This window comes from Streptomyces hirsutus, from assembly GCF_001418415.1.
Classification (GTDB): Bacteria; Actinomycetota; Actinomycetes; order Streptomycetales; family Streptomycetaceae; genus Streptomyces; species Streptomyces hirsutus.
The window spans coordinates 1-19,438 of record NZ_LIQT01000290.1; the positions used below are offsets into that span (position 1 = coordinate 1).

The 19,438-nt window shown below is 69.0% G+C and carries 22 protein-coding genes and 7 pseudogenes; 17 read left to right on the forward strand and 12 right to left on the reverse strand.

The genetic code is table 11. The annotated features are described in order from the left end of the window. The first annotated feature begins 145 nt into the window (after nucleotides 1-145). Complete coding sequence (locus AOK11_RS21580) at nucleotides 146-667, forward strand: integrase core domain-containing protein (RefSeq protein ID WP_055595377.1); 522 nt, start codon at nucleotides 146-148, stop codon at nucleotides 665-667. A gap of 23 nt (nucleotides 668-690) precedes the next feature. Here AOK11_RS21580 and AOK11_RS45200 read toward each other — a convergent pair. Beyond that, a pseudogene (locus AOK11_RS45200) lies at nucleotides 691-831 on the reverse strand (DUF6003 family protein); the annotation flags it as partial. A gap of 300 nt (nucleotides 832-1,131) precedes the next feature. Here AOK11_RS45200 and AOK11_RS21585 point away from each other — a divergent pair. Both AOK11_RS21585 and AOK11_RS21590 read left to right on the forward strand, forming a co-directional pair. Then, complete coding sequence (locus tag AOK11_RS21585; RefSeq protein ID WP_055595378.1) at nucleotides 1,132-1,701, forward strand: PadR family transcriptional regulator; 570 nt, start codon at nucleotides 1,132-1,134, stop codon at nucleotides 1,699-1,701. A gap of 112 nt (nucleotides 1,702-1,813) precedes the next feature. Then, the gene (locus AOK11_RS21590; RefSeq protein ID WP_055595379.1) at nucleotides 1,814-3,532 is read left to right on the forward strand and encodes an acyl-CoA dehydrogenase family protein; all 1,719 of its coding nucleotides are present in this window, start codon (nucleotides 1,814-1,816) and stop codon (nucleotides 3,530-3,532) included. Between the two features lie 173 nt (nucleotides 3,533-3,705). Here AOK11_RS21590 and AOK11_RS42940 read toward each other — a convergent pair whose 3' ends face one another. The 3 genes and pseudogenes from AOK11_RS42940 to AOK11_RS21600 all read right to left on the reverse strand — a co-directional run bounded on the left by AOK11_RS42940 (nucleotide 3,706) and on the right by AOK11_RS21600 (nucleotide 6,098). After that, nucleotides 3,706-3,966: a hypothetical protein gene (locus AOK11_RS42940; RefSeq protein WP_157869411.1), complete on the reverse strand. Its 261-nt coding sequence runs from the start codon at nucleotides 3,964-3,966 to the stop codon at nucleotides 3,706-3,708. Nucleotides 3,967-4,493: 527 nt separating this feature from the next. After that, nucleotides 4,494-4,691 (reverse strand): hypothetical protein, encoded by a 198-nt coding sequence (locus tag AOK11_RS42945; RefSeq protein ID WP_079034998.1) that lies wholly within the window; start codon nucleotides 4,689-4,691, stop codon nucleotides 4,494-4,496. Between the two features lie 298 nt (nucleotides 4,692-4,989). After that, nucleotides 4,990-6,098: pseudogene (locus AOK11_RS21600) on the reverse strand (hypothetical protein). Nucleotides 6,099-6,368: 270 nt separating this feature from the next. On the opposite strand from AOK11_RS21600, the gene AOK11_RS40350 reads away from it, so the two are divergent. Further along, nucleotides 6,369-6,737, forward strand: a complete 369-nt coding sequence (locus tag AOK11_RS40350; RefSeq protein WP_240497436.1) for a thioredoxin domain-containing protein — start codon at nucleotides 6,369-6,371, stop codon at nucleotides 6,735-6,737. Nucleotides 6,738-6,833: 96 nt separating this feature from the next. Here the strand turns inward: AOK11_RS40350 and AOK11_RS21610 are convergent, their stop codons facing one another. Next, nucleotides 6,834-8,363, reverse strand: a complete 1,530-nt coding sequence (locus AOK11_RS21610) for an FAD-dependent monooxygenase (protein ID WP_055595380.1) — start codon at nucleotides 8,361-8,363, stop codon at nucleotides 6,834-6,836. Between the two features lie 71 nt (nucleotides 8,364-8,434). Further along, the gene (locus AOK11_RS42950) at nucleotides 8,435-8,695 is read right to left on the reverse strand and encodes a hypothetical protein (protein ID WP_157869413.1); all 261 of its coding nucleotides are present in this window, start codon (nucleotides 8,693-8,695) and stop codon (nucleotides 8,435-8,437) included. On the opposite strand from AOK11_RS42950, the pseudogene AOK11_RS45205 reads away from it, so the two are divergent. Beyond that, a pseudogene (locus AOK11_RS45205) lies at nucleotides 8,694-8,801 on the forward strand (helix-turn-helix domain-containing protein); the annotation flags it as partial. The gene AOK11_RS42950 and the pseudogene AOK11_RS45205 sit on opposite strands and share 2 nt — an antisense overlap. A gap of 153 nt (nucleotides 8,802-8,954) precedes the next feature. Here AOK11_RS45205 and AOK11_RS21615 read toward each other — a convergent pair. Next, nucleotides 8,955-9,320 carry an ArsR/SmtB family transcription factor gene (locus tag AOK11_RS21615; protein WP_055595381.1) on the reverse strand — a complete coding sequence of 122 codons (366 nt, stop codon included), beginning with the start codon at nucleotides 9,318-9,320 and terminating at the stop codon, nucleotides 8,955-8,957. A gap of 74 nt (nucleotides 9,321-9,394) precedes the next feature. On the opposite strand from AOK11_RS21615, the gene AOK11_RS43515 reads away from it, so the two are divergent. From AOK11_RS43515 to AOK11_RS21625, 3 genes are read left to right on the forward strand one after another with little or no spacing between them, the layout of a single operon-like run. Beyond that, a complete protein-coding gene (locus tag AOK11_RS43515) occupies nucleotides 9,395-9,562 on the forward strand; it encodes a hypothetical protein (RefSeq protein ID WP_167353821.1) in 168 nt (55 codons plus the stop codon). Between the two features lie 30 nt (nucleotides 9,563-9,592). Next, nucleotides 9,593-10,990, forward strand: a complete 1,398-nt coding sequence (locus tag AOK11_RS21620) for an NAD(P)-binding domain-containing protein (RefSeq protein ID WP_055595382.1) — start codon at nucleotides 9,593-9,595, stop codon at nucleotides 10,988-10,990. A 34-nt stretch (nucleotides 10,991-11,024) separates the two neighbouring features. Then, nucleotides 11,025-11,477 (forward strand): ArsI/CadI family heavy metal resistance metalloenzyme, encoded by a 453-nt coding sequence (locus tag AOK11_RS21625; protein ID WP_055595383.1) that lies wholly within the window; start codon nucleotides 11,025-11,027, stop codon nucleotides 11,475-11,477. 173 nt (nucleotides 11,478-11,650) lie between these two features. Here the strand turns inward: AOK11_RS21625 and AOK11_RS45210 are convergent. Further along, a pseudogene (locus AOK11_RS45210) lies at nucleotides 11,651-11,770 on the reverse strand (LLM class F420-dependent oxidoreductase); the annotation flags it as partial. Between the two features lie 192 nt (nucleotides 11,771-11,962). Next, nucleotides 11,963-12,445: a GNAT family N-acetyltransferase gene (locus AOK11_RS21630; RefSeq protein ID WP_079035000.1), complete on the reverse strand. Its 483-nt coding sequence runs from the start codon at nucleotides 12,443-12,445 to the stop codon at nucleotides 11,963-11,965. A gap of 113 nt (nucleotides 12,446-12,558) precedes the next feature. Between AOK11_RS21630 and AOK11_RS42955 the strand changes: the two genes are divergently transcribed. From AOK11_RS42955 to AOK11_RS21650, 6 genes and pseudogenes are all read left to right on the forward strand, one after another. Beyond that, entirely contained in the window at nucleotides 12,559-12,735 is a 177-nt protein-coding gene (locus AOK11_RS42955) for a hypothetical protein (RefSeq protein ID WP_157869414.1), read from the forward strand. Between the two features lie 377 nt (nucleotides 12,736-13,112). Continuing rightward, complete coding sequence (locus AOK11_RS21635) at nucleotides 13,113-13,316, forward strand: DUF6417 family protein (protein WP_055595385.1); 204 nt, start codon at nucleotides 13,113-13,115, stop codon at nucleotides 13,314-13,316. Nucleotides 13,317-13,327: 11 nt separating this feature from the next. Next, nucleotides 13,328-13,786: pseudogene (locus AOK11_RS21640) on the forward strand (IS5 family transposase); the annotation flags it as partial. Between the two features lie 716 nt (nucleotides 13,787-14,502). Next, a complete protein-coding gene (locus AOK11_RS47010) occupies nucleotides 14,503-14,910 on the forward strand; it encodes a DUF7919 family protein (RefSeq protein ID WP_470630290.1) in 408 nt (135 codons plus the stop codon). A gap of 97 nt (nucleotides 14,911-15,007) precedes the next feature. Beyond that, nucleotides 15,008-15,469 (forward strand): hypothetical protein, encoded by a 462-nt coding sequence (locus tag AOK11_RS21645; RefSeq protein ID WP_157869415.1) that lies wholly within the window; start codon nucleotides 15,008-15,010, stop codon nucleotides 15,467-15,469. A 478-nt stretch (nucleotides 15,470-15,947) separates the two neighbouring features. Continuing rightward, nucleotides 15,948-16,487, forward strand: coding sequence for a GNAT family N-acetyltransferase (locus AOK11_RS21650; RefSeq protein ID WP_055595387.1), 540 nt, complete (start codon nucleotides 15,948-15,950; stop codon nucleotides 16,485-16,487). Here the strand turns inward: AOK11_RS21650 and AOK11_RS42960 are convergent. The 3 genes and pseudogenes from AOK11_RS42960 to AOK11_RS21660 form a co-directional block, all read right to left on the reverse strand. Further along, the gene (locus AOK11_RS42960; RefSeq protein WP_157869416.1) at nucleotides 16,471-17,184 is read right to left on the reverse strand and encodes a hypothetical protein; all 714 of its coding nucleotides are present in this window, start codon (nucleotides 17,182-17,184) and stop codon (nucleotides 16,471-16,473) included. The genes AOK11_RS21650 and AOK11_RS42960 overlap by 17 nt on opposite strands. 191 nt (nucleotides 17,185-17,375) lie before the next feature. Beyond that, nucleotides 17,376-17,834, reverse strand: a pseudogene (locus AOK11_RS21655) (GNAT family N-acetyltransferase). Between the two features lie 72 nt (nucleotides 17,835-17,906). Beyond that, nucleotides 17,907-18,227 carry a UDP binding domain-containing protein gene (locus AOK11_RS21660; protein WP_338058937.1) on the reverse strand — a complete coding sequence of 107 codons (321 nt, stop codon included), beginning with the start codon at nucleotides 18,225-18,227 and terminating at the stop codon, nucleotides 17,907-17,909. 133 nt (nucleotides 18,228-18,360) lie between these two features. Here AOK11_RS21660 and AOK11_RS42965 point away from each other — a divergent pair, with 133 nt between their 5' ends. The 3 genes and pseudogenes from AOK11_RS42965 to AOK11_RS45220 form a co-directional block, all read left to right on the forward strand. Further along, nucleotides 18,361-19,173 (forward strand): hypothetical protein, encoded by an 813-nt coding sequence (locus AOK11_RS42965; protein WP_157869417.1) that lies wholly within the window; start codon nucleotides 18,361-18,363, stop codon nucleotides 19,171-19,173. Continuing rightward, nucleotides 19,092-19,331 (forward strand): hypothetical protein, encoded by a 240-nt coding sequence (locus AOK11_RS21670; protein ID WP_055595389.1) that lies wholly within the window; start codon nucleotides 19,092-19,094, stop codon nucleotides 19,329-19,331. The genes AOK11_RS42965 and AOK11_RS21670 overlap by 82 nt, the downstream gene beginning before the upstream one ends. Next, nucleotides 19,331-19,438 (forward strand): annotated as a pseudogene (locus AOK11_RS45220) (fic family toxin-antitoxin system, toxin component); the annotation flags it as partial. The gene AOK11_RS21670 and the pseudogene AOK11_RS45220, both read left to right, overlap by 1 nt.

Below are 19,438 nucleotides of genomic sequence, written 5' to 3' on the forward strand. Positions count from 1 at the left end.
CCGCCCTCGCACTCACGGGTGTAACCAAGCGCACACCCAGAGTCATAGTCTGCGGCCAGGTGCGGCTACGCGCGAGCCGAGTCGCCAAGCATGTCCGCGTCACCCGCTCAGTCGGGTCTCCGCCATCGTCCTGCGCGTCGGCCTGGTGGATCTCCGCCGGGTCTACGTGGTGGTCTTCCTCGAGCACGGCACACGCCGCCTGCACCTCGCCGGTGTCACCGTTCACCCAACCGCGCAGTGGACGGTGCGGCAGGCCCGCAACCTCGCCGTCGATCCGGGCGTGCGCCTCGAGTCCCTGTGCTTCTTGGTCCGGGACCGGGACGGCAAGTACGCCGACTCCTTCAGCACGGTCTTCGAGTCCGAGACCATCGAGGTCGTCAGGACCGCGCCGCGATCCCCGCGGATGAACGCGCACGGTGAACGGGTCATCGGGACCCTGTGGCGCGAGGCCCTCGACCATCTGCTGATCCGGAATGAGACCCGTGCCCGGCGCGTGCTCGACGAGTACGCCCGGCACCACAACGGGCATCGCCCACGTCAGGCCCGCGGGCGACTGCCACCGTTCGCCGAACGGCGGCCCGCACCGGTCACCGGCCTGAGCACCACGCGACTCCTGCGCAGCCGCGTTCTCGGCGGCCTGATCAGCGAATACGGATACGTGGTTTGACCAGCAGAGACGAATATCCGAACGGCATAGGTCACACCCTGCGCGTCCAACCATGCCCGCACTGCCGGGGTCTCCCTACAGGCCAGTTCCCCGACGGCTGCGGGCGGCACCCCGAACTCCCCGGCCGGGCCGTGCGGCAGGACGAGGTAGGCGTCGTCTGTCATGGTCGGTTCCCCATGGGCGGTGGTCCTGTCCGGACGGCGTCTCCTCTACCCCGATTGCCGACGGTGGAACGGCCGGTTCCGCGACGCGGTGTCGGTCGGGGAATCGCGGTCACGTCGCAAAGCTTTGCGGAGGATCGCACCGGACAGCCGGTCGCGCCCCGCACCTCCGCCGGCGCTCGCACACAGCCACCGAGGTCGCGTTCGCCATGGAAGTGCCGCCGCCGGGGAACGGGGGTGACCCGCGTCTCATCCGGATGCGGTGGCTTGTATATGCAACTAATTGCATATGAGGATCAGGGCATGGCGCTCGAACACGCGATCCTCGTCTCGCTGATGGAGAAGCCGGGCTCGGGTTACGAACTCGCTCGCCGGTTCGAAAGATCGATCGGGTACTTCTGGACCGCGACCCACCAGCAGATCTACCGCGTGCTCGGGCGCATGGAGGGCGACGGCCTCCTGGACGTCCGTGAAGTGCCGCAGCAGGGCCGGCCGGACAAGAAGGAGTACTCCGTCGCGGCGCCCGGTCGCGCGGCGCTCTCCGCATGGCTGCACCAGCCCGTCGAACCGGAGAGCATCCGGCACGAGCTCGCCGTGAAGATCCGGGGCGCCGCCTTCGACGACCCGGCGGCACTGATCTCCGAGGTCGAGCGTCACCGCAAGGCGCACAGTGACCGGCTCACGCGCTACCTCACCGGAGAGCAACGGGACTTCACCGGGCCCGAAGCCCCCCGGCCGCTGGACACCGGCCGGGAACTCCAGCACGTCGTCCTGCGCGGAGGCATCGCCTTCGAGCGCATGACTATCGCCTGGCTCGACGACGTCCTCGACACCCTCCACCGGCTCCGCGCCGAACGGACCGGCACCACCTGACCTCACGCGCCCGCCCCGACGCGGGCCGCCATCCCCCCGACCCGGCTCCCCGGGTCGCAGTGAGCCACATCCCCGCGACGCACCCCGACTCGATCTCCGGAAGGCGTACCTCATGGCCGACCAGCTGCTGTTCAACCCGCGCACGTACGACCCGGCGCACTTCGACCCCGAGACCCGCAGGCTGCTGCGGGCCACGGTGGACTGGTTCGAGACCCGCGGCAAGCGCAGGCTGATCGAGGACTACCGCTCGCGCGTCTGGCTGGAGGACTTTCTGGCCTTCGCCGCCAAGGAGGGTCTGTTCGCCACCTTCCTCACTCCAGCCGCCGACGGCGACCGGCCGGACCAGCGTTGGGACACCGCCCGTATCGCCGCCCTCAACGAGATCTTCGGGTTCTACGGCCTCGACTATTGGTACGCCTGGCAGGTCACCATTCTCGGCCTCGGCCCGGTCTGGCAGAGCGACAACGCCGCCGCCCGCGCCCGGACGGCCGAACTCCTGTCCCAGGGCGAGGTGTTCGCGTTCGGTCTCTCCGAGAAGAGCCACGGCGCCGACATCTACTCCACGGACATGCTGCTGGAATCCGACGGCAGCGGTGGCTTCCGGGCGACCGGCTCCAAGTACTACATCGGCAACGGCAACGCCGCCGGGCTCGTTTCCGTGTTCGGCCGCCGGACAGACGTCGAGGGCCCCGACGGCTACGTCTTCTTCGCGGCTGACAGCCGCCACCCGGCGTACCACCTGGTCAAGAACGTCGTCGACTCCTCCAAGTACGTCAGCGAGTTCCGTCTCACGGACTACCCGGTGGCGCCCGAAGACGTCCTGCACACCGGTCGCGCCGCCTTCGACGCTGCCCTCAATACCGTGAACGTCGGCAAGTTCAACCTGTGCACCGCCTCGATCGGCATCTGCGAGCACGCCATGTACGAGGCCGTGACCCACGCCCACAACCGCATCCTGTACGGTCGCCCCGTCACGGCCTTCCCGCACGTGCGGCGCGAACTGGTCGACGCCTATGTGCGCCTCGTCGGCATGAAGCTGTTCAGCGACCGCGCCGTCGACTACTTCCGCTCCGCCGGCCCGGACGACCGCCGCTATCTGCTGTTCAACCCGATGACCAAGATGAAGGTCACCACCGAAGGCGAGAAGGTCATCGACCTGATGTGGGACGTCATCGCGGCCAAGGGCTTTGAGAAGGACAACTACTTCGCCCAGGCCGCGATCGAGATCCGGGGTCTGCCGAAGCTCGAGGGCACGGTGCACGTCAACCTCGCACTGATCCTCAAGTTCATGCGCAACCACCTGCTCGACCCGGTCGACCACCCCGAGGTGCCCACCCGCCTCGACGCGGCCGACGACACCTTCCTCTTCCGGCAGGGCCCGGCCCGAGGGCTTGGCTCCATCCGGTTCCACGACTGGCGCGCCGCTTTTGACGCGTACGCCGCGGTGCCCAACGTGGCCCGGTTCCGCGAGCAGGCCGACGCCCTGTGCGACTTCGTCACCACCTCCGCCCCCGACGAACGGCAGAGCCGCGACTTGGACCTCCTGCTTGCTGTCGGCCAGTTGTTCGCCCTCGTGGTACATGGTCAGTTGATCCTTGAACAAGCCCGGCTCACCGGCCTCGACGAGGACGTGCTCGACGAGCTGTTCGCCATCCTCGTCCGCGACTTCTCGGGCTACGCCGTCGAGCTCCACGGCAAGGACTCCGCCACGGAGCGGCAGCAGGACTGGGCTCTCGGTGCCGTCCGCCGCCCGGTCGTCGACGAGGTCCGCTTCGCCCGCGTATGGGAGCGCGTCGAGGCACTGTCCGGCGCCTACGAGATGGCCCCGTAGCGGTATCCCCTCGGCCGCCTGCCACGGCCGGGCCTCTGCCTCGCGCGTCGGCGGGCAGGGGCTCGACCTTGCTTCCACGTGCCACGGGCAGAGGTTCGCCCCCATGACCCCGACCTTGCGAACGAGATCGGGGCGGCGATGGCGACGAGCAGGGCGACAATGCCTCCGTCGCTTCAGCCGACGAGATGAGCCGGGCCGCAGGACGGGGTGCCGCTGCTGTTCATCGAGGTCGGCAACTGCACCGAGGGAGCCGTCCTGATCGCTGCGAAGTTCGACAAGTACGCCCGCTTCTTCAAGCGGAAGGAGAAGGACACCGACGGCATCGAGAAGCCGCTGTGGCGCACCCGCTGGTTCGCACCCGACCCGGAGCAGTACGAGCGGGTGCACCCGCCGGTCCTGCTCGTCTTCCACCAGGTCGGCAAGCGCTTCACCAAGAGCCAGAAGCAGAGGGTCGCCGACCTCACCCGCCGCCACGACCGGCAGGGCCGGTGGCCCAGAGAGGGCGGCTTCCACCCCTACGACGGCCGCATCCCGATCGTGGCGACCACCCTGGATCTGCTGCGCGAGCGGGCCCGGCCGGGCCCGCTTTCTGGCGCTTCGGCCGTGACCACCGCAAGCCGCTGCTGGACACGATCGGCAGCCCCCGCCGGGACGCCTACCTCGCCCGCCGTGCCGAAGCCCACGGGGAAGAGGAACAGCGCCGGGCGGAGTGGCAAGCCGCGGCACGGGAGGCGAGGCGACCCGCAGGCGCCGACTACGGTCGGAAGTTCACCGACGACCGATGGGCGGCGGTGGACTCGCAGGGCTGGGGCCGGCCTCGGGAGTCGCACCCGTATCTGTGCGACGACTGCCAGAGCCGGGCCGTCGCAGCCGAGCAGCAGGCCCAAGCCGACGAACGCGAGCGCCAGGAGCAGGAGCGCCTCCGCCAGGAGCAGGAAGCCGAGCTGGCTGAGCAGGCGGATCAGAAGGCCGGCGGCTGGCTCTCCCGCTTCTGCACCTGCACCCGGGCAAGCCCTGCCATCGGCGCCGCGGGCAAGCCCAAGACAACCTTGAGCAAGCCCATGTTGTCGGTGGCGGCTGGAACGCTGGACGGATGAACGGCGACGACGAGTAGCTGCTGCGCGGCCGCGTGTACGACCACGAGCCAGACGATCACCATCGCCTGTCTGGCCTCTTCTCCCGTTTTGTCACTTGAGTCACTGTGGTCGCATGGGCAACGCGTGTGGCCTGCCTGCGCCGAGGCGGCAGTCGTGGTTGCACGATGATGTCCTCGAACCTCTCCCATGGCATCCACCGCTTCTCGGTGCGCACTCGTGGAGGCAGCCGGTCGGCGGCCGGAAGTGGGCCCGGGTCCAAGCCGGTGATCTCCGCGATGTGGCTTTGTCCACGAGAATGGACAGCAGATGTTGACCACTTCGGGAGGCACGAGAGTCTGGTGCTGTTCGATTGCCAGACGGCTAGAAGAGGTCGGCCAACCTGTCCTGCGTGAGGTTCTCGAGGATCGTGCGCATCCACGGGCTGCGAACGGCTGGTAGCCGGACCAAGGTGTGCTGGAACGTTCCCCGGTCGGCCCGGAACAGGTAATGGGGGCGCGGCGGGAGCGGGTCGTCGCGGAGGACGTCCTGGGGTATGCCGCCCGACGCGGGAACCGGCAAGTACGGCTGGGGAGAGACCAGCCACAGCCACACCCCCAGCGGCAGGGGCACCGGGTATGCGGATGCAGCCGGGCCGGCGGGGGTCCAGGTCTGACCCGTCTGGGGATGGACCGGTACGAGGAAGATGTCGACGCCCGCGTCGGGGGAGGGCCGTCCCGGTCCAGCCAGGACGGCGTGCCGCGTTGGCGGGCCTGCGGGCAGCAGGGCATCGAGCGCGCGTTGAAACATGTCCGCGGTCAGATCATTGGAGACCTTCACCGGCTGCCCTTGGGAGGCCGCCAGTAGGTGGGCGAGCGCCTGGCCGGCTGCCGCCTCCCACTGCGGACTCCACGACCAGTAGTGGCCCGATCCAAACCGTCCTCCCCATGTGGCAATCGGCTCGAACGGGGGCGTGCTCTCTCCCTTCTCCGCCAGCTCCGCCCAGGAGAGCGGCGCAGCGTGGACACCGTCAACGAGGACACGGTGCACGGCGTCCGAGCTGAGCCGCACTGCCTGCCAGAGAGAGAGCAGTCGTCGACCCTGGTCGCCACTGGCAGGTCGCACGCTTCGCAGACCATGTTGGGTCCGTCGGCCCCGTCGAGGCCACAGCAGGCACCGCCGCGCTTCTCGGGGATCAGCCGGGTTCTACGGATATCACCGGGCGCGATGACAATCGCCCCGGGCGCGCTGTCGGACAGGGCGTAGACCGGCGCGTAGATGCCGCGTGCCTCCGCCTCGCCCGGATCGATCTCGTCCCACATCCGCCACGGTCCTCCCCAGGGATCCGGGTCCACGGCAAACGTCCCTGACTCCATGAGCACCGGAAGCTGGATCCCATTCCCGTATTTCTGACGGGCGTGGGCCGGAAGGGAGACCTGGGACAAAGGGACGGTCAGCTCGGCATCGCACCTCGCGCAGACGAAAACGAACAAAGGCCCCCTCCGTATGGGAAACAGCTGCATCGTCGCAGCTCGGCGGCAGCCGGCCAACGTGTTTTCTCGCCCTCGTGGGAACGGCACCTGTCACCGTCGTGGAGCGTCAACGGGACGTGGGCGAGTGCCGGCCGCCGTCTCTGACGGCGGCCGGCGGCTCACCTGGTGTTCGAATCTTCGGTGTGCTGTGGCGCATCCCGAAGTGGCGAACATCTGCTGTCCATTCTCGTGAACATAGCCAACCAGGACGTCCTGAAGAGCGGCAAGCCCGTGCTTGTCGACTTCTGGGCGCCCTGGTGCGGTCCCGGCCGGCAGCTCGCCCTTCCTGAAGGCGATCGCCGCCGAGCACGGCGACAAGATCGAGATCGTCAAGCTGAACATCGACGAGATCCGGGGACTGCCGCGAAGTACGGTGTGATGTCCATCCCGCCGATGAACATCTACGTCGGCGACGAGGTCGCCCGCACCCTCGTCGGCCCGGAGCCGAAGGCCGGACTGGACGCGAGCTGGCCGACCGCCTCGGCTGGGCTTTCAGCCGCACAGGTGAAGGACCGGGTCCTGCAGGGGCCGGTCCTTCGTCCGCTGAAGCCGGTGTCCGAGGTGCTGCTCGTGTGCACGGAGAACGCCGGTCGCTCGTAGCCGGCCGTACCCGGACGTGCAATCGGTACTCAGGTGCAGGATCTACGGTCGGAGAGGCCGCCGTTGATTCCACCGGCCGCATCGCGGCGGGTGGAATCAACGGCGGCCGACCGGCAGCCAGTGGTCCAGGTAGGTCCGCAGGCCGTTCAGGTCGGCGCCCCGTGCGACATAGCCCAGGTAGCCGTCGGGGCGGACGAGTCCCTGCGCGACGCCCGGCCACGGGCTCTGTCCGCCGAGCCGGTGCACGGAGAGCAGGCCGATCCGTCCTTCCAGGGCCGGGGAGAGCCGTTCGTCCGGCCAGAGGGATGGTGGCCCGGACAGCAGCAGGTGCCAGCCCGGTGCCGCCGTGCGTGCCTGCAGCCCACGGGGCAGGTCGGGCAGCCGGTCCCCGGCTCTCGGCCCGCTCCTGGGCGGTCGTGAGCCGGTCGTGGAGGCGGGGCTGCGCCGGTAGTGGATGCCCAGTTCGGAGACGGTTCGAAAGAGCCGCCCGCGGATCTTGGCCGCGCGTAGCGCCAGCGGCGCCAGACGCGGGGCGAGTTGGGTACGGCCGACGCGGATGACGGGGTTGCTGCTGGTGGCGATGGTGAAGGCGCGGTCGGTGAAGCGCAGCACGCTGTGGCCGACGGGCGCCCGCTCGGCCTCATACGTTGCCAGCAGTTCCTCGGGCGCCACGCCCCGGCAGGTGAGGGCGAGCTTCCAGCCGAGGTTGAGCGCGTCCTGGATGCCGGTGTTCATGCCCTGCGCGCCGGCCGGGCTGTGGATATGGGCCGCATCGCCCGCGAGGAAGCAGGGGCCCAAGCGGTAGCGGTCGGCGCCACGGTTGTGGAGACGGAAGTCGGTCATCCAGACGGGATCCCGCAGCGTCAGCCGCTCGCCGGTGCAGCGGCCGGTGATCTCCTGCAACAACGGCAGGTTCACCTCGGCCTCCGGGGCGTCGGGCGGGCGCATCGCGAGCATGCGCCAGCCGGCCGGCGAGCCGAGCGGGAAGAAGAACACCATCCCCGCCCCGCTCATGTACGAATGCACGGAGTCCGGCTCCAGCCCGTCGACCTCCAGGTCGGCGAGCAGGAACGTCTGCGGGTAGGCATATCCCTCGAATCCGATGCCGCTCTGGCTGCGCACGGTGCTGTGGGCGCCGTCGCAGCCCACGACGTAGCGCGCCTCCACAGCCTCCTGCGAGCCGTCGTCGTGGCGCAGCCGGCAGTCGACGAACGAGTCCGCCGCCTCCAGCCGGACCAGTTCGGTGCCGCGCTCGATCGTCACGTCCCGCGCGGCCAGATGCTCGGAGAGGACGCGCTCCGTCTCGGCCTGCGAGAGGAACAACAGGAACGGGTACGCAGTGTCGGTCAGCCCGATGTCGAACAAGCGCAGCGCCACCACGCGGCGGGGCAGGTGGAGCCGCAGCCGCATCGCCGGGTTGCCCCGGGCCACCAACTCGTCCGTCACCCCGAAGCCCGCCAACGCCTCCAGGGTGCGGGGCTGGATGGCAAGCGCCCGCGACTCCCGCACCCGGTCGAGGGAACGATCGACGATCCTGAACCGCGCTCCGTACGAGCGCAGTTGCGCGGCGAGGGCAAGGCCGGTCGGCCCCGCTCCCACTACCAGCACGTCCAGCGGCGCCGTCATGAATCCACGGTAGTGCAGACGAGACGCGCGCGAGATCGTCTGGCGCGTACTGCGTCGAGCCTGTGCCCCCGCTACGACGAGAAGAGAGACCGAGCGACCGTCGCCGCTGCGGTCGGCGTGAGAGCGGCGGTGGCCAAGCCTGACTGGCCGGCGCCGATGAGGTCGGCGTGGTGCTCCATGAGACCCTTCTCCTCCAAACGTCGTTGTTTCAGGAAGCGACGAAATATGAGCCGTGAAGCGATACCGGCGAGCGGTGGTGTGGACGAGGCGGTCGACCCGGCGACGGCCGACTTCCTCAAGGCCCTGGCGAGCGAGACGCGCCAGCTGGTCATGCGGCAGTTCGCGGGCGGCGGCGAGCTGACCGTCGGGCAGATCGCCGAACGGTGCGGTCTCAAGCCGTCGACCGCGTCCGAGCACCTGAGTCTGTTGCGCCATGGCGGCCTGGTCCTCTCCCGCAAAGAGGGTAAACAGGTCTTCTACCGCGCCGACGGCACCACCATGGCGGGCCGCCTGGACGCGCTCAAGGAGTACTTGCTGCGCTGCTGCCCGCCCGACTGCGGTGACCGACCGCCGCCGCCTCGGCGACGGTGGTCAGCTGCGCAGGTCGAGCAGGGCGGACATGGCCGCCACCACGGACGGGGCGACCTGGTAGTAGACCCAGGTACCGCGCCGCTCCGAGGTCAGCAGGCCGGTCTCGCGCAGCTTCTTCAGGTGGTGGGAGACGGTCGGCTGGGAGACGCCGACGTCGGCGATGTCGCACACGCACGCCTCTCCTCCCGGGTGGGAGGCGATCTTGGAGAACAGGCGCAGGCGCACCGGGTCCGACAGCGCCTTGAACATGGCGGCCATCTTCTCCGCGTCCGCCGGGGACAGCTCCCCGGCGGTGATCGGCGGGCAGCACGGCACCGCACCGTCCTCCTGGAGGACGGGCAGCTCCACAACCTCTGACTTCGACATGCGTCTATGTTGACACTCGTCGATGCGGGTGGCAAGCTCCAATGTATCGACAGGTATCGAAGTAAGGAGTCGTCGTGACCACCGCCCTCCGTGCCGTGCTCACCACGGCCCGCGCCCGCCGCGCCGCCCGCCACCTGATCGGCGTCAGCTTCTGCGACAGCTGCGCCCAGGTCGGCGACAGCGCCACCCGGGCGGCTGAACGCCGACAGCAGACGCTGATCGCTTTCACCTACGCGCGCTGACCCCGTCGCCCCTCAAGGAGACCGAGCCTCATGAGCATCCAGCAGCTCCCCGTCGTCGTCATCGGAGCCGGCCCCGTCGGGCTTGCCGCCGCCGCCCACCTCGTCGAGCGCGACATCGAGCCCCTCGTGCTGGAAGCGGGCGACACCGCCGGCGCGGCCGTCCGCGAGTGGAGCCACATGCGCCTGTTCTCCACCTGGGGCGAAGTCGTCGACCAGGCCGCCGAGAAGCTCCTCGCCCCGACCGGCTGGACCGGGCTCGACCCGGCGACGTACCCGTCCGGCGGGGACTGGGCGGACCAGTACCTCCAGCCGCTCGCCGACGTCCTCGGTGACCGTGTCCGCACCGGCGCCACGGTCACCGGCGTCTCCCGGGCCGGCCGTGACCGGCTCGTCGACGCCGACCGCGAGACCCAGCCCTTCGTCGTGCACGTCACCTGCGCCGACGGCCGCGAGGAGAGGATTCTCGCCCGCGCGGTGATCGACGCCTCCGGCGCCTGGACCTCCCCCTCCCCGGCCGGTGGCAGCGGCCTGCCCGCCCTCGGCGAGAAGGCGGCGGCCGACCGGATCACCTACCGCGTCCCGGACTTGAAGGACCCCGCTGTCCGCGCCCGCTACGCGGGCAGGCGCACCGCCGTGATCGGCTCCGGCGCCTCCGCTTTCACCGCTCTTGCCTACCTCTCCGACCTGGCCAAGGCCGACGACGGCACGGACACGAAGGCCCTGTGGATCCTGCGCCGGGGCATCTCCGGCTCCACCTTCGGCGGCGGCGAGGCAGACGAACTGCCGGCCCGCGGCGCGCTCGGCCTCGCCGCGAAGGCCGCCGTCGAGGCCGGTCACGCCGACGCGGTCACCGGCTTCCGTACCGAAGCGGTCGAGCGGGACGGCGACGGGCGTCTCGTTCTCGTGGCGGAGGACGGCCGGCGGCTCGACGCCGTGGACGAAGTGATCGTGCTGACCGGTTTCCGCCCCGACCTGTCGTTCCTGTCCGAGCTGCGGCTCGGACTGGACGAGCGGCTCCAGGCCCCGGTGGCACTCGCCCCGCTGATCGACCCCAACCAGCACTCCTGCGGCACCGTCTACCCGCACGGCCACCGCGAGCTGTCCCACCCCGAACAGGGCGTCTACCTCGTCGGCATGAAGTCCTACGGCCGCGCCCCGACGTTCCTGGCCATGACGGGCCACGAGCAGGTCCGCTCCGTCGCCGCCGCGATCGCCGGAGACCTCGACGCCGCCGACCGCGTCGAACTCACCCTCCCCGACACCGGAGTCTGCGGCGGCGCCGGCCTCTTCGACGCGGCCGAGAACGAGCAGGGCGGAGACGGCGGCTGCTGTGCCCCAGCACCTGAGCCGCGGCTCGTCCAGCTCGGTGCGTCTGCAGCAGTAGGTGCAGACGCCGAAGAGGCTCCGGCGGGCGGCTGCTGCGGCTGACCCGAACCCCTATCCACCCAGTAGGAGGCATGTCATGTCCCGCGTGCAACTCGCCCTCCGCGTCCCCGATCTCCAGGCGGCGATCACCTTCTACAGCAAGCTGTTCGATGCCGAGCCCGCCAAACTCCGCGATGGCTACGCCAACTTCGCCATCGCCGAACCTCCGCTCAAGCTCGTCCTCTTCCAGGGCGAGCCGGGCGAGGACACCCGCATGGACCACCTCGGCGTCGAGGTAGCCACCACCGACAAGGTCCAGGACGCCACTGCCCGTCTCGCCGACGCGGGCCTCGCCACCCGGGAGGAGAACGACACCACCTGCTGCTACGCCCTCCAGGACAAGGTCTGGGTCCAGGGCCCCGGTAGCGAACGCTGGGAGGTGTACGTCGTGAAGGCCGACGCCCCAGCGTCGGCGTCACCACCACAGAGCGCCTGCTGCGCCAGCTCCGCGCAGGTGAAGGAGGCCACCACAGCCGGTAGCTGCTGCTGATTCCACATGACCAACGCGCTCACCAGCGGAGTCGCGACCGGATCGGGGGACCGGTCGCGGCCCCGCGCCGCCCTGCCCGCCCTCTGCGCCACACAGATCGTGAGCTGGGGCATCGTCGGGTGATAACGCCGGCCGGGGGCGTTCACCACGCCGAACGGCAGATGGCCGGTGGCCTGGAGGGCAGAGCCGAGCCACGACCAGGCGAATCCGGACTCCCCTTGACGGACGCTCCACGGCGAGAAGTGGTCCGAGCACATGGCGGCGGTGAATCCAGCCTGTTCCGCGTGCACCACGGTGGCGAGCAGGTCCGAGGGCGGGATCTGCTCGTGCGAGGCGTGTAACCCGTAAACAGTCGTGCCGAGCGGTTACCCCCGGGATCCACCCGCAGCGGAGACAAGGCCGGAAGAACCCCGAAAACCCGTTGTGCCCCGGCGGACTGGCGGCGAAAACGGGCGCGCCCCGCGGCAAGTGGGCCCGGTCGGCGGTTACGGGATCAAAAACTCCAGCTCGGGCCGGTCCCACGCCACCGCGGGCGGGTTCGCGGAGACGGTCCCGGTGAGCAGCGCGCCCACGCTGCGGTAGAACCCCTCGGCCGGAGGATGCGACACGACGCGGACACGGTCCAGCCCCGCCGCGCGCGCCTCGGACTTCATGTGTTCGACGAGCAGCCGCCCGATGCCGCGGCGCTGCGATCCGTCGGCGACGAAGAGCAGGTCCAGCTCCGGCGGCGCGAGGACCAGCGAATAGAAACCGAGCACCCCGCCCGCGGGATCATCGGTGTCGACGGCCACGAAGACCCGGTGGGCCTCGATGTAGTCGGGACCGACGCGGTAGCCCGCGACCATCGCCGCGTACGGGCCCTCGTAGGCGCGTGAGCCGCGCACGAGCCGCGTGAGCCGCTTGGCGTCCCGAGCGAGGGCCTGTCGTACGGCGTTCGCGCCAGGCGTGGGCGTAATGCTCAGCTTCATGTAGAGAGTATTACGCACCCGAAAGGGGGCTTGCGCGGTGGGTAGGAGCGATGAAGCCGCCGTGGGTGTACCGGGCGGGGTGACGGCCGTCCAGTCACGTAGACGGGCGGACTGTGCCCGTTGATCCCGTGCTCGAGGAGCCGGTCCGGCGGGTCCGGCCGGGCGTCGACGCCACGCCGGGGTTCGGTTTCCCGGCGTTCCTCGTCGGCGACCCACCGCCGGGTGCGCTCCAGGTCACGCAGCTGCATGCGCTCCAAGAAGCGCAGCAACAGCAGACGCGTTGGACCTGATTCGTTCGCAGGTTCGACCCTCGTCGACGAAGAGACCGGCGCCGTAGTGAGGACGTGGCCGGACCAGGCGTGATCGCCTGCCTATCCTGGACGCCGTCGCGAGCGGGCCGCACCCGCTCCAGGCGGGCCGGGAATGCCGACGCGGCTGTCCGTGTGGGGATGAGCGTGGTTGTGGAGGGAACAGTGTCCCCGGGCCTCACTCCTTCCGCTCACAGGGACGATCGTTCGGCTGAAGCCCTGCAGAGCCTTTCGCCGCGTAGGCGACCGCCCTTCACCACCGCATCTCTTCCGGTCAGCCCTGTCTCGCGCCCGCTGGACGGGGCTGACGTCTCTCCGGTTCCGCGTGACCGTGGCGGACCCGGGTATGTTGCCCGGTCATGGACGACTACGAGCACATCGACCTGGACGAGATCCTCTCCGCGCCGATGGAGACGGCGGAGCGCCTGGCGCTGCTGACGTCGGAGGAGGCTTACGACGTGTTGCGCCTGCTGGTGACCGCTTCGCAGGAGGGTGGATCGATGTCGCGGGATGCGGACCGACTGGCAAAGGCCATCGCTGTCCGCATTCCGTCGGAGAATTGACCTCGGCCGATGACCCGGTCGGCCCGGGCGTCGCAGGCCAGCTCCCGTCGTGCAGGCATTACCTGATCGTCGACCGGCACGGCACCCCCTTGACCGTCTCGCTGACCAGCGGAAACCGTCACGACGTCACGCAGTTGATGCCCTTGCTGGACGCGATACCCCGCATCCGCGGGGTCCGCGGACGGCCACGTCACCGGCCCAAGCGCCTGTTCGCCGACCGAGGTTACGACCAAGCCAGGTACCGCCGCCTTCTCCGGGCCCGCGGCATCACACCGAAGATCTCCCGTAAAGGCACCGCCCACGGCTCCGGCCCGGGCAGAACCCGCTGGGTCGTCGAGCGGACCTCCGCCTGGCTCCACCAGTTCAAGCGGCTTCGGATCCGCTACGAGATACACGCCGACCTCCACCTCGGCCTGCTTCAACTCGCTTGCAGCATCATCTGTTTGAGGCGACTCCGAACCTCATTCTGAAACGATCAGTCAGGCGGTCAGGGGAGACCGTCAGTGTCGGTGCAGGGCATTACGATTCCCGGTCTTGTTGCCAGGGGGAGTTGTGATGGTGCCGTGGCCAGCCAAATGGAAAGAGCGCTGGGCATTCGTGCAGGACTTCGTTGTCGCTGACTTGCATGAGGTGTACCGGCACGGGGTCAGGGCCGGTCTGTCAGACCCCAATACGGCCCGGCTGCTGGGCAGACGCGACGGGGTGGACGCCGGCCTGGTGCAGTTGCGGATGCTGTTTCCGGAGAACGAGCAGCAGGTCCGGGCGGCATCCGCACGAGAGCTCGTGAACGCCAGCAGGGCATGGTCGACTCTTGGTGAACTCCGGCGGAAACAACGGGAGGCAGCCGAGGCGACGGCGTGGAACTGGTGGGCCGTCCGTTTGACGGCTGCAGCGGCCGGTTTCACAGTGCTGGCTGTATGGGGCCAGGTTGTGGGGGCGTCGTATTGGTTGGCACGGCGCTCCTCTGCTTCGCACTCCGCCGACGTGAGACGCAGGTGTGGGTCGACTCGTCAGTGTTTCCGCGCCGGATGGCTGGCTCTTGGAGCCCTCGGTCTGCGCTGTCAGTTCGGCTTTCTGACAGCCCTGTGGGGGGCTCTGTCCGCAGTTCCGTGATCCTCGAGCGCGTTGTGGCGTGGTCGGGTCCCGGCACGTGCGATTCGATCGACTCTGGTTGATAGTCAATCTCATGACCTACTACGCAGACCTGACTCCGTACACGTACGACAGGGACAATGGGGATCCAGAAGCATCAGGCTGCTGGCGAGGTGTCCCGCTGCTGAACGTGGGCTGGCTCAGCCGCAGTAAGACCTACTCAAAAGGGGAACCACCTACGGGATTGGTAGACGCGCTGCAGCGCATGACTCAGACGCATCGGGCCCAGCAGACGCGCGGCTGTCACTTCTGCCCTTGGTGCGCCTCGAGACTGCTCGGACCACGGGACGACAGTCCACGGGGCAGTTCAGAGATACGTGTCATGGGGAACGGCGTCGCCTACGCTGCTCCTGAGCTGGTTGCTCACTATGTCGAAGCCCACAGCTACTTGCCGCCGGCTGATTTCGTACATGCTGTGCTGTCGCCTGGTGCCTTCTCCTGACCCCGGGACTCATGGCCGGGTGAGGACGCGGGTCCGAAGGAGTGCGAACGAGGCCCGGCCATACATCGCTCTCTTGAGCGTTTTTTACCCGGTTCACGTGTCCCTCGACGACGCCGGAACTCCACGGCAGGGTGAGGCCGGCGGTGACGGCGTCGAGGTCCTGGCGGAGGAAGCCGGCGAAGCCCTGCACCGGCTTCGGGGCGTTCTGCTAGGCCTGCCGGATCCACTCCAGCAGCAAGTATCCACGCCGATGACGGACCAGGTCGGCGAAGGCGCGGGCGAGGTCGCAGGCCCGGGTGATGTCCGGACAGGCGAGCCGGACCTGAAGCAGCCGCTGCTCCTGGCTCTCGGTGAAAGTCTCGCGGGGTCGCATGATCCAGGAGGTGATTTTGCGGGGGCTGGGGATGTCGGCCCGGACCGGTTCGGCGGTGCCCGCACGAAGGGCGGCGAGGTGTTTGCGGACGACCTGGCGGCTGCCCCGGTAGCCGCGTTCATGGATCTTCAGGAACAGCCAGGTGCCGCTGACCTGGCCTTGCGCCTCGGTGAAGCGGGCGTTTAGGTATGCCTTGAACGGCTCCAGGACGCCGTTGGGGCGGTGGTCGCGGGCGGAGGCCAGCAGAGCTCGTCGACACCGCCTCCCCCACCAGGACGTCGGAGGAGTCGCTCATCCCCTCCACCCGCACATCGATCCCGGGAAACAGCACAGCCTCGACCGTCTTGCTCGCCACGGCAGGAAACACCCTGCCGAAACGATCCCCCGTTCCCAATGCTGACCTGGGGATTCACGGAACTGCGGACAGAGCCTTGAAAATCCCCAGCTCCGCTCCTCGCCCCACTTGCTTGCTTTTTGAACTGCCTGGGGAAGATGGGGAGCGGAGAGTGGCTTTTGATCATCAAAATGTAGGTTTTGGCCATGCCGGTGAGTGGCGGAAGGACCGGATCGGGCCTGCACGGCGCCGTTGGTGAGTGTGGGGCCCGGGCCGTTGGGTTGATCGGTCACCTTGATCGCTGCCGAGCCTGCTGATTAGTTGGTCGGCATGACTGAACTTGGATCCGTCGCCTGGCCACCTGCCCCGATCAAGACCGAGCGGCTTGTGCTCCGTGAGCCCGAGGCCCGGGACCGTGCGGCGTTCATCGAGCTGCTGGCGTCGCCAGAGGTGCACACCTACCTTGGCGGCCCCCGGCCGCGTGACGAGCTTGAACGCGAGATGCCCGGGGTACCCGAGCGGTGGCCCGGGAGTTTCGTCGTGGATCTCGACGGGTCGATGATCGGCCAGATCCTGCTCAGAAGAGCAACGGAGCACCGTCGCCCGGCTGCCGCGGGGAAGGCCGATCTCGGCTACCTGTTCCTGCCGCGGGCGTGGGGATTTGGGTACGCCGCCGAGGCGTGCGCGGCGGCACTCGACTGGTTCGACGGCGTCCTTCCCGGCGAGCCGGTGGTGCTCACCACCCAGACCGCCAACGTCGGCTCGATGCGCCTCGCCGCAAAGCTGGGGTTCACCGAGGCGGAGCGGTTCCAGGCATGGGACGCCGAGCAGTGGCTCGGCCTGCGGTCCCCGGTCACGCCGTTCGCTTGAGCTCGTGCTCGACGGCGCTGAGCCCCAACGCGACAGGCACTGCTGGGACTGAGCCCAGCGCGGTCGAACTCGCGGACGAAGCCGCGTTGTGGGCCCGCCGACCTGCCGGTTGGCGGGCCTGGTGATCGGTGACGGTCAGCCGATGCTCACTGGAGGCGTTTGAGCGGGGCCTCGATCCGGGCGGTGTTCTCGATGTCGCCCACGGCCGCAAGCAGTTCGTTCGTCGTCTCGACAACGCGCTCATCGGGGTGGCGCAGGAAGGGGGCTGCCGCTGCATGGACTCGCCTGATGGGCTCGCGCAGTGCGGCAGGGCGGTTTTGTTGGCGCGGATTTCACGGAGTCCAAGCCGCGCGGCCGCGCCGACGGTAGCGGCGAAGATCTCCCGCGCGGATCCACCCCTAACCCGCATGTGGACGCCTGCCCCGGTTACGGCGAAGGCGATCAGCGCGAGGAACCGGGCTTGCTCCAATGGGCGTTTCCACAGACGGTGGTTGATGTCGACGGAGGTCCGGACATCGGCGACGGCGACGATCAGGTTTTCTGCCCGCTCGAGGGTTGTGGCCAGTTCGGTCTGGCGATCGGCTCGGTCACGTGACCAGTTCGTCAAGCGCCAGACCACCAGACCGCCGGCGAGGGCCACGACGCCGTTGACGAGCGTTTCCGCTTGACCTGCGAGAGCTTCAAGGAGCGTGTTCACGGCGGCAGCTTCTCGGGGAGGTGATCAGCCGGGATGTTGCCCGACGAGGGCCGAACGCGGACAGTCCTGTTGCAAATGGGTCAGGCGGCGTAGTCGTGCTGAATCCGGTCAGCTTGGTTGCGGGCGGCGAGGAACGGGTCCGTGGCAGCGTCGAGGACGGCGGCCCGTACGAAATCCTCCCTGACGCGGTGCTACTTCTGAGGCTGCCAGACATAGCGGACGTCTGGCTCTCGCTCGTCGTTACTCAGTCCGTCCGTTCGCTCGATCGCGATAAAGCCGTGCCGTTCGTAGAACCGCTGCGCCGATTCGTTGACCTGGAAAGTTCACAGCGTCAACCCGTCTGGCTGCCGCTGCTTCGCCAGGGACATGAACCGATCGCCCAGCCCTTGCCCGCGCCATGCTGGATCGAGGTAGAACTGCTTCAGCTCTGCGCCGTTGAGCACCAAGAGCCCCACCACTCTGTTCTTGGTGACCGCCACCCAGGTCTCGTACTGCGGCACCAGCACGCGTGAGAACCAGTCTCGTACCTCGGCATCATCGTGGGCACAAGGCACCGATGGCAGCACGGCGGTAAAGGAACGCAGCCACACATCGGCCGCGGGGAGCGCGTCGGCGGGGCCCGCACGACGGAGAACGACGTCGTCTTCCACAGCGCGAGACCTCCGCAACCTTCCAGGGGTTCGATGACGTCTTGCAGGACCCCACCACTCGGGGGACTGAAGCTACTTCCCGGGTCGGCCGAGCTGCTGGACGGTCCAGCCCGCCGTGCGCCAGGGCTCAGGGTCCAGGGTGGTGCGGCAGTCGACGAGCAGGGGAGCGGCCGGGCGACCCACGAGGACCCCGGGGTCAGCCTGACCGTACTCGGGCCACTCGGTGGCCAGGACGACGAGATCGGCGCCGTCAAGGGAGGCGGGCAGGTCGTCGGTGTAGTCGAACTCGGGGTTGCGGATCACGGCCGTTGCCACGGCCTGCGGGTCGTGAATGGTGACGGTGCCGCCAGCCTGCTGGAGGGCCTGAGCGAGAGCGAGGGCCGTGGTGATCAGGTCGTGTCATCTGCGCTGCGTAGGGTTCATGTTCAGTGCTGGTCGGCACGCGGCGGCGCCTGGACGAGCCGTCCGTGTTCGGTCTGCGTTCCGCGTATTTCGGCGGCGCCCGCCGGTCTGAGTACCCAAGCCCTTGGTAGCTGGTATCCGCGAGGACCTCAACTGCTGGCCGGCTGTCCAGGGGTTTGACCAGCCGCAGTTGGCGGGTGTGGGTGATGTCTGCGCAGCTGCCGGGCCGCACCGGGTATTTCGGGCCGGCGGCTACTGGTGGGACGGCGCGTCTCGGTACCGGCCCAACCAAATCTGGGACCCGGTCACCGAGGACTACGCCCGCCACACGGCACGTGCCACGGCCTCCGTCCACGCCGACGACATGCTCGACGGCCGCGCCCACCCGGAGCGCGCGCACCTGCACAAGACGGCCACCTTCGATCCGTCCATAGCGGCGCCGGACAACTGGCTCGATGACCTGACCCGGTGGGCGCAGCACCACCAGAAGCAGGACGATCCCCTGCCACTGGACAGGTGCGTCGTCGACCTGGCCAGTCCCGAACTCGTTAGGGATCGGCTGCTCGGCGTGCCCGGGATGGCCGCGCTGGGCGGCATCACGGCCTCCACGCTGCGGGGCTACATCTCCCGGGGCGAGAACGGCGTGCCGCCGCCTCGGTCGACCGTCGGCGGGCGGGCCCAGTGGCCCCGCCCGGTCGCCGAGGACTGGGCGGGAGCCAGGCGCCGCTCCTCCGAGGGGCTGCGGGAGGCCATGTCGGTCGGCGACCGGCACCGTCTCGCCCCTGGGGGCGGCCCAGGTCCGCGACCGGTTCAGCGAGACTCCCCCCAGCCGGTAACGGCTGTTACCATGCTGGTATGGCGAAGACACAACTGGGCGCGCGCGTGGACGAGGACGTTGCGGAACTCGCGAAGAAACGCGCCGCTGACCTGGGGCTGAGCATCGGGGACTACTTGGCCCGGCTGGTGCAGGACGACGCCAGCGGCCTGCGGGCGCGCGCAGTGGACGCCGCCGCCCGCTTCCTGGCCGAACATCAGACGGTCTTCGACGAAGCGGAAAACTCCCGTCAGACGGCTCGGGGAGCACACGCGGCCTGATGGACCTGCACATCGACGTTCCCTGGATCCTGCAGGTTGCCGAGGCCGCCGGGGTCAACGATCCGGCCCCCGACGACTACGGCGTCCCGGTCTCGGCGGTCGCCCGC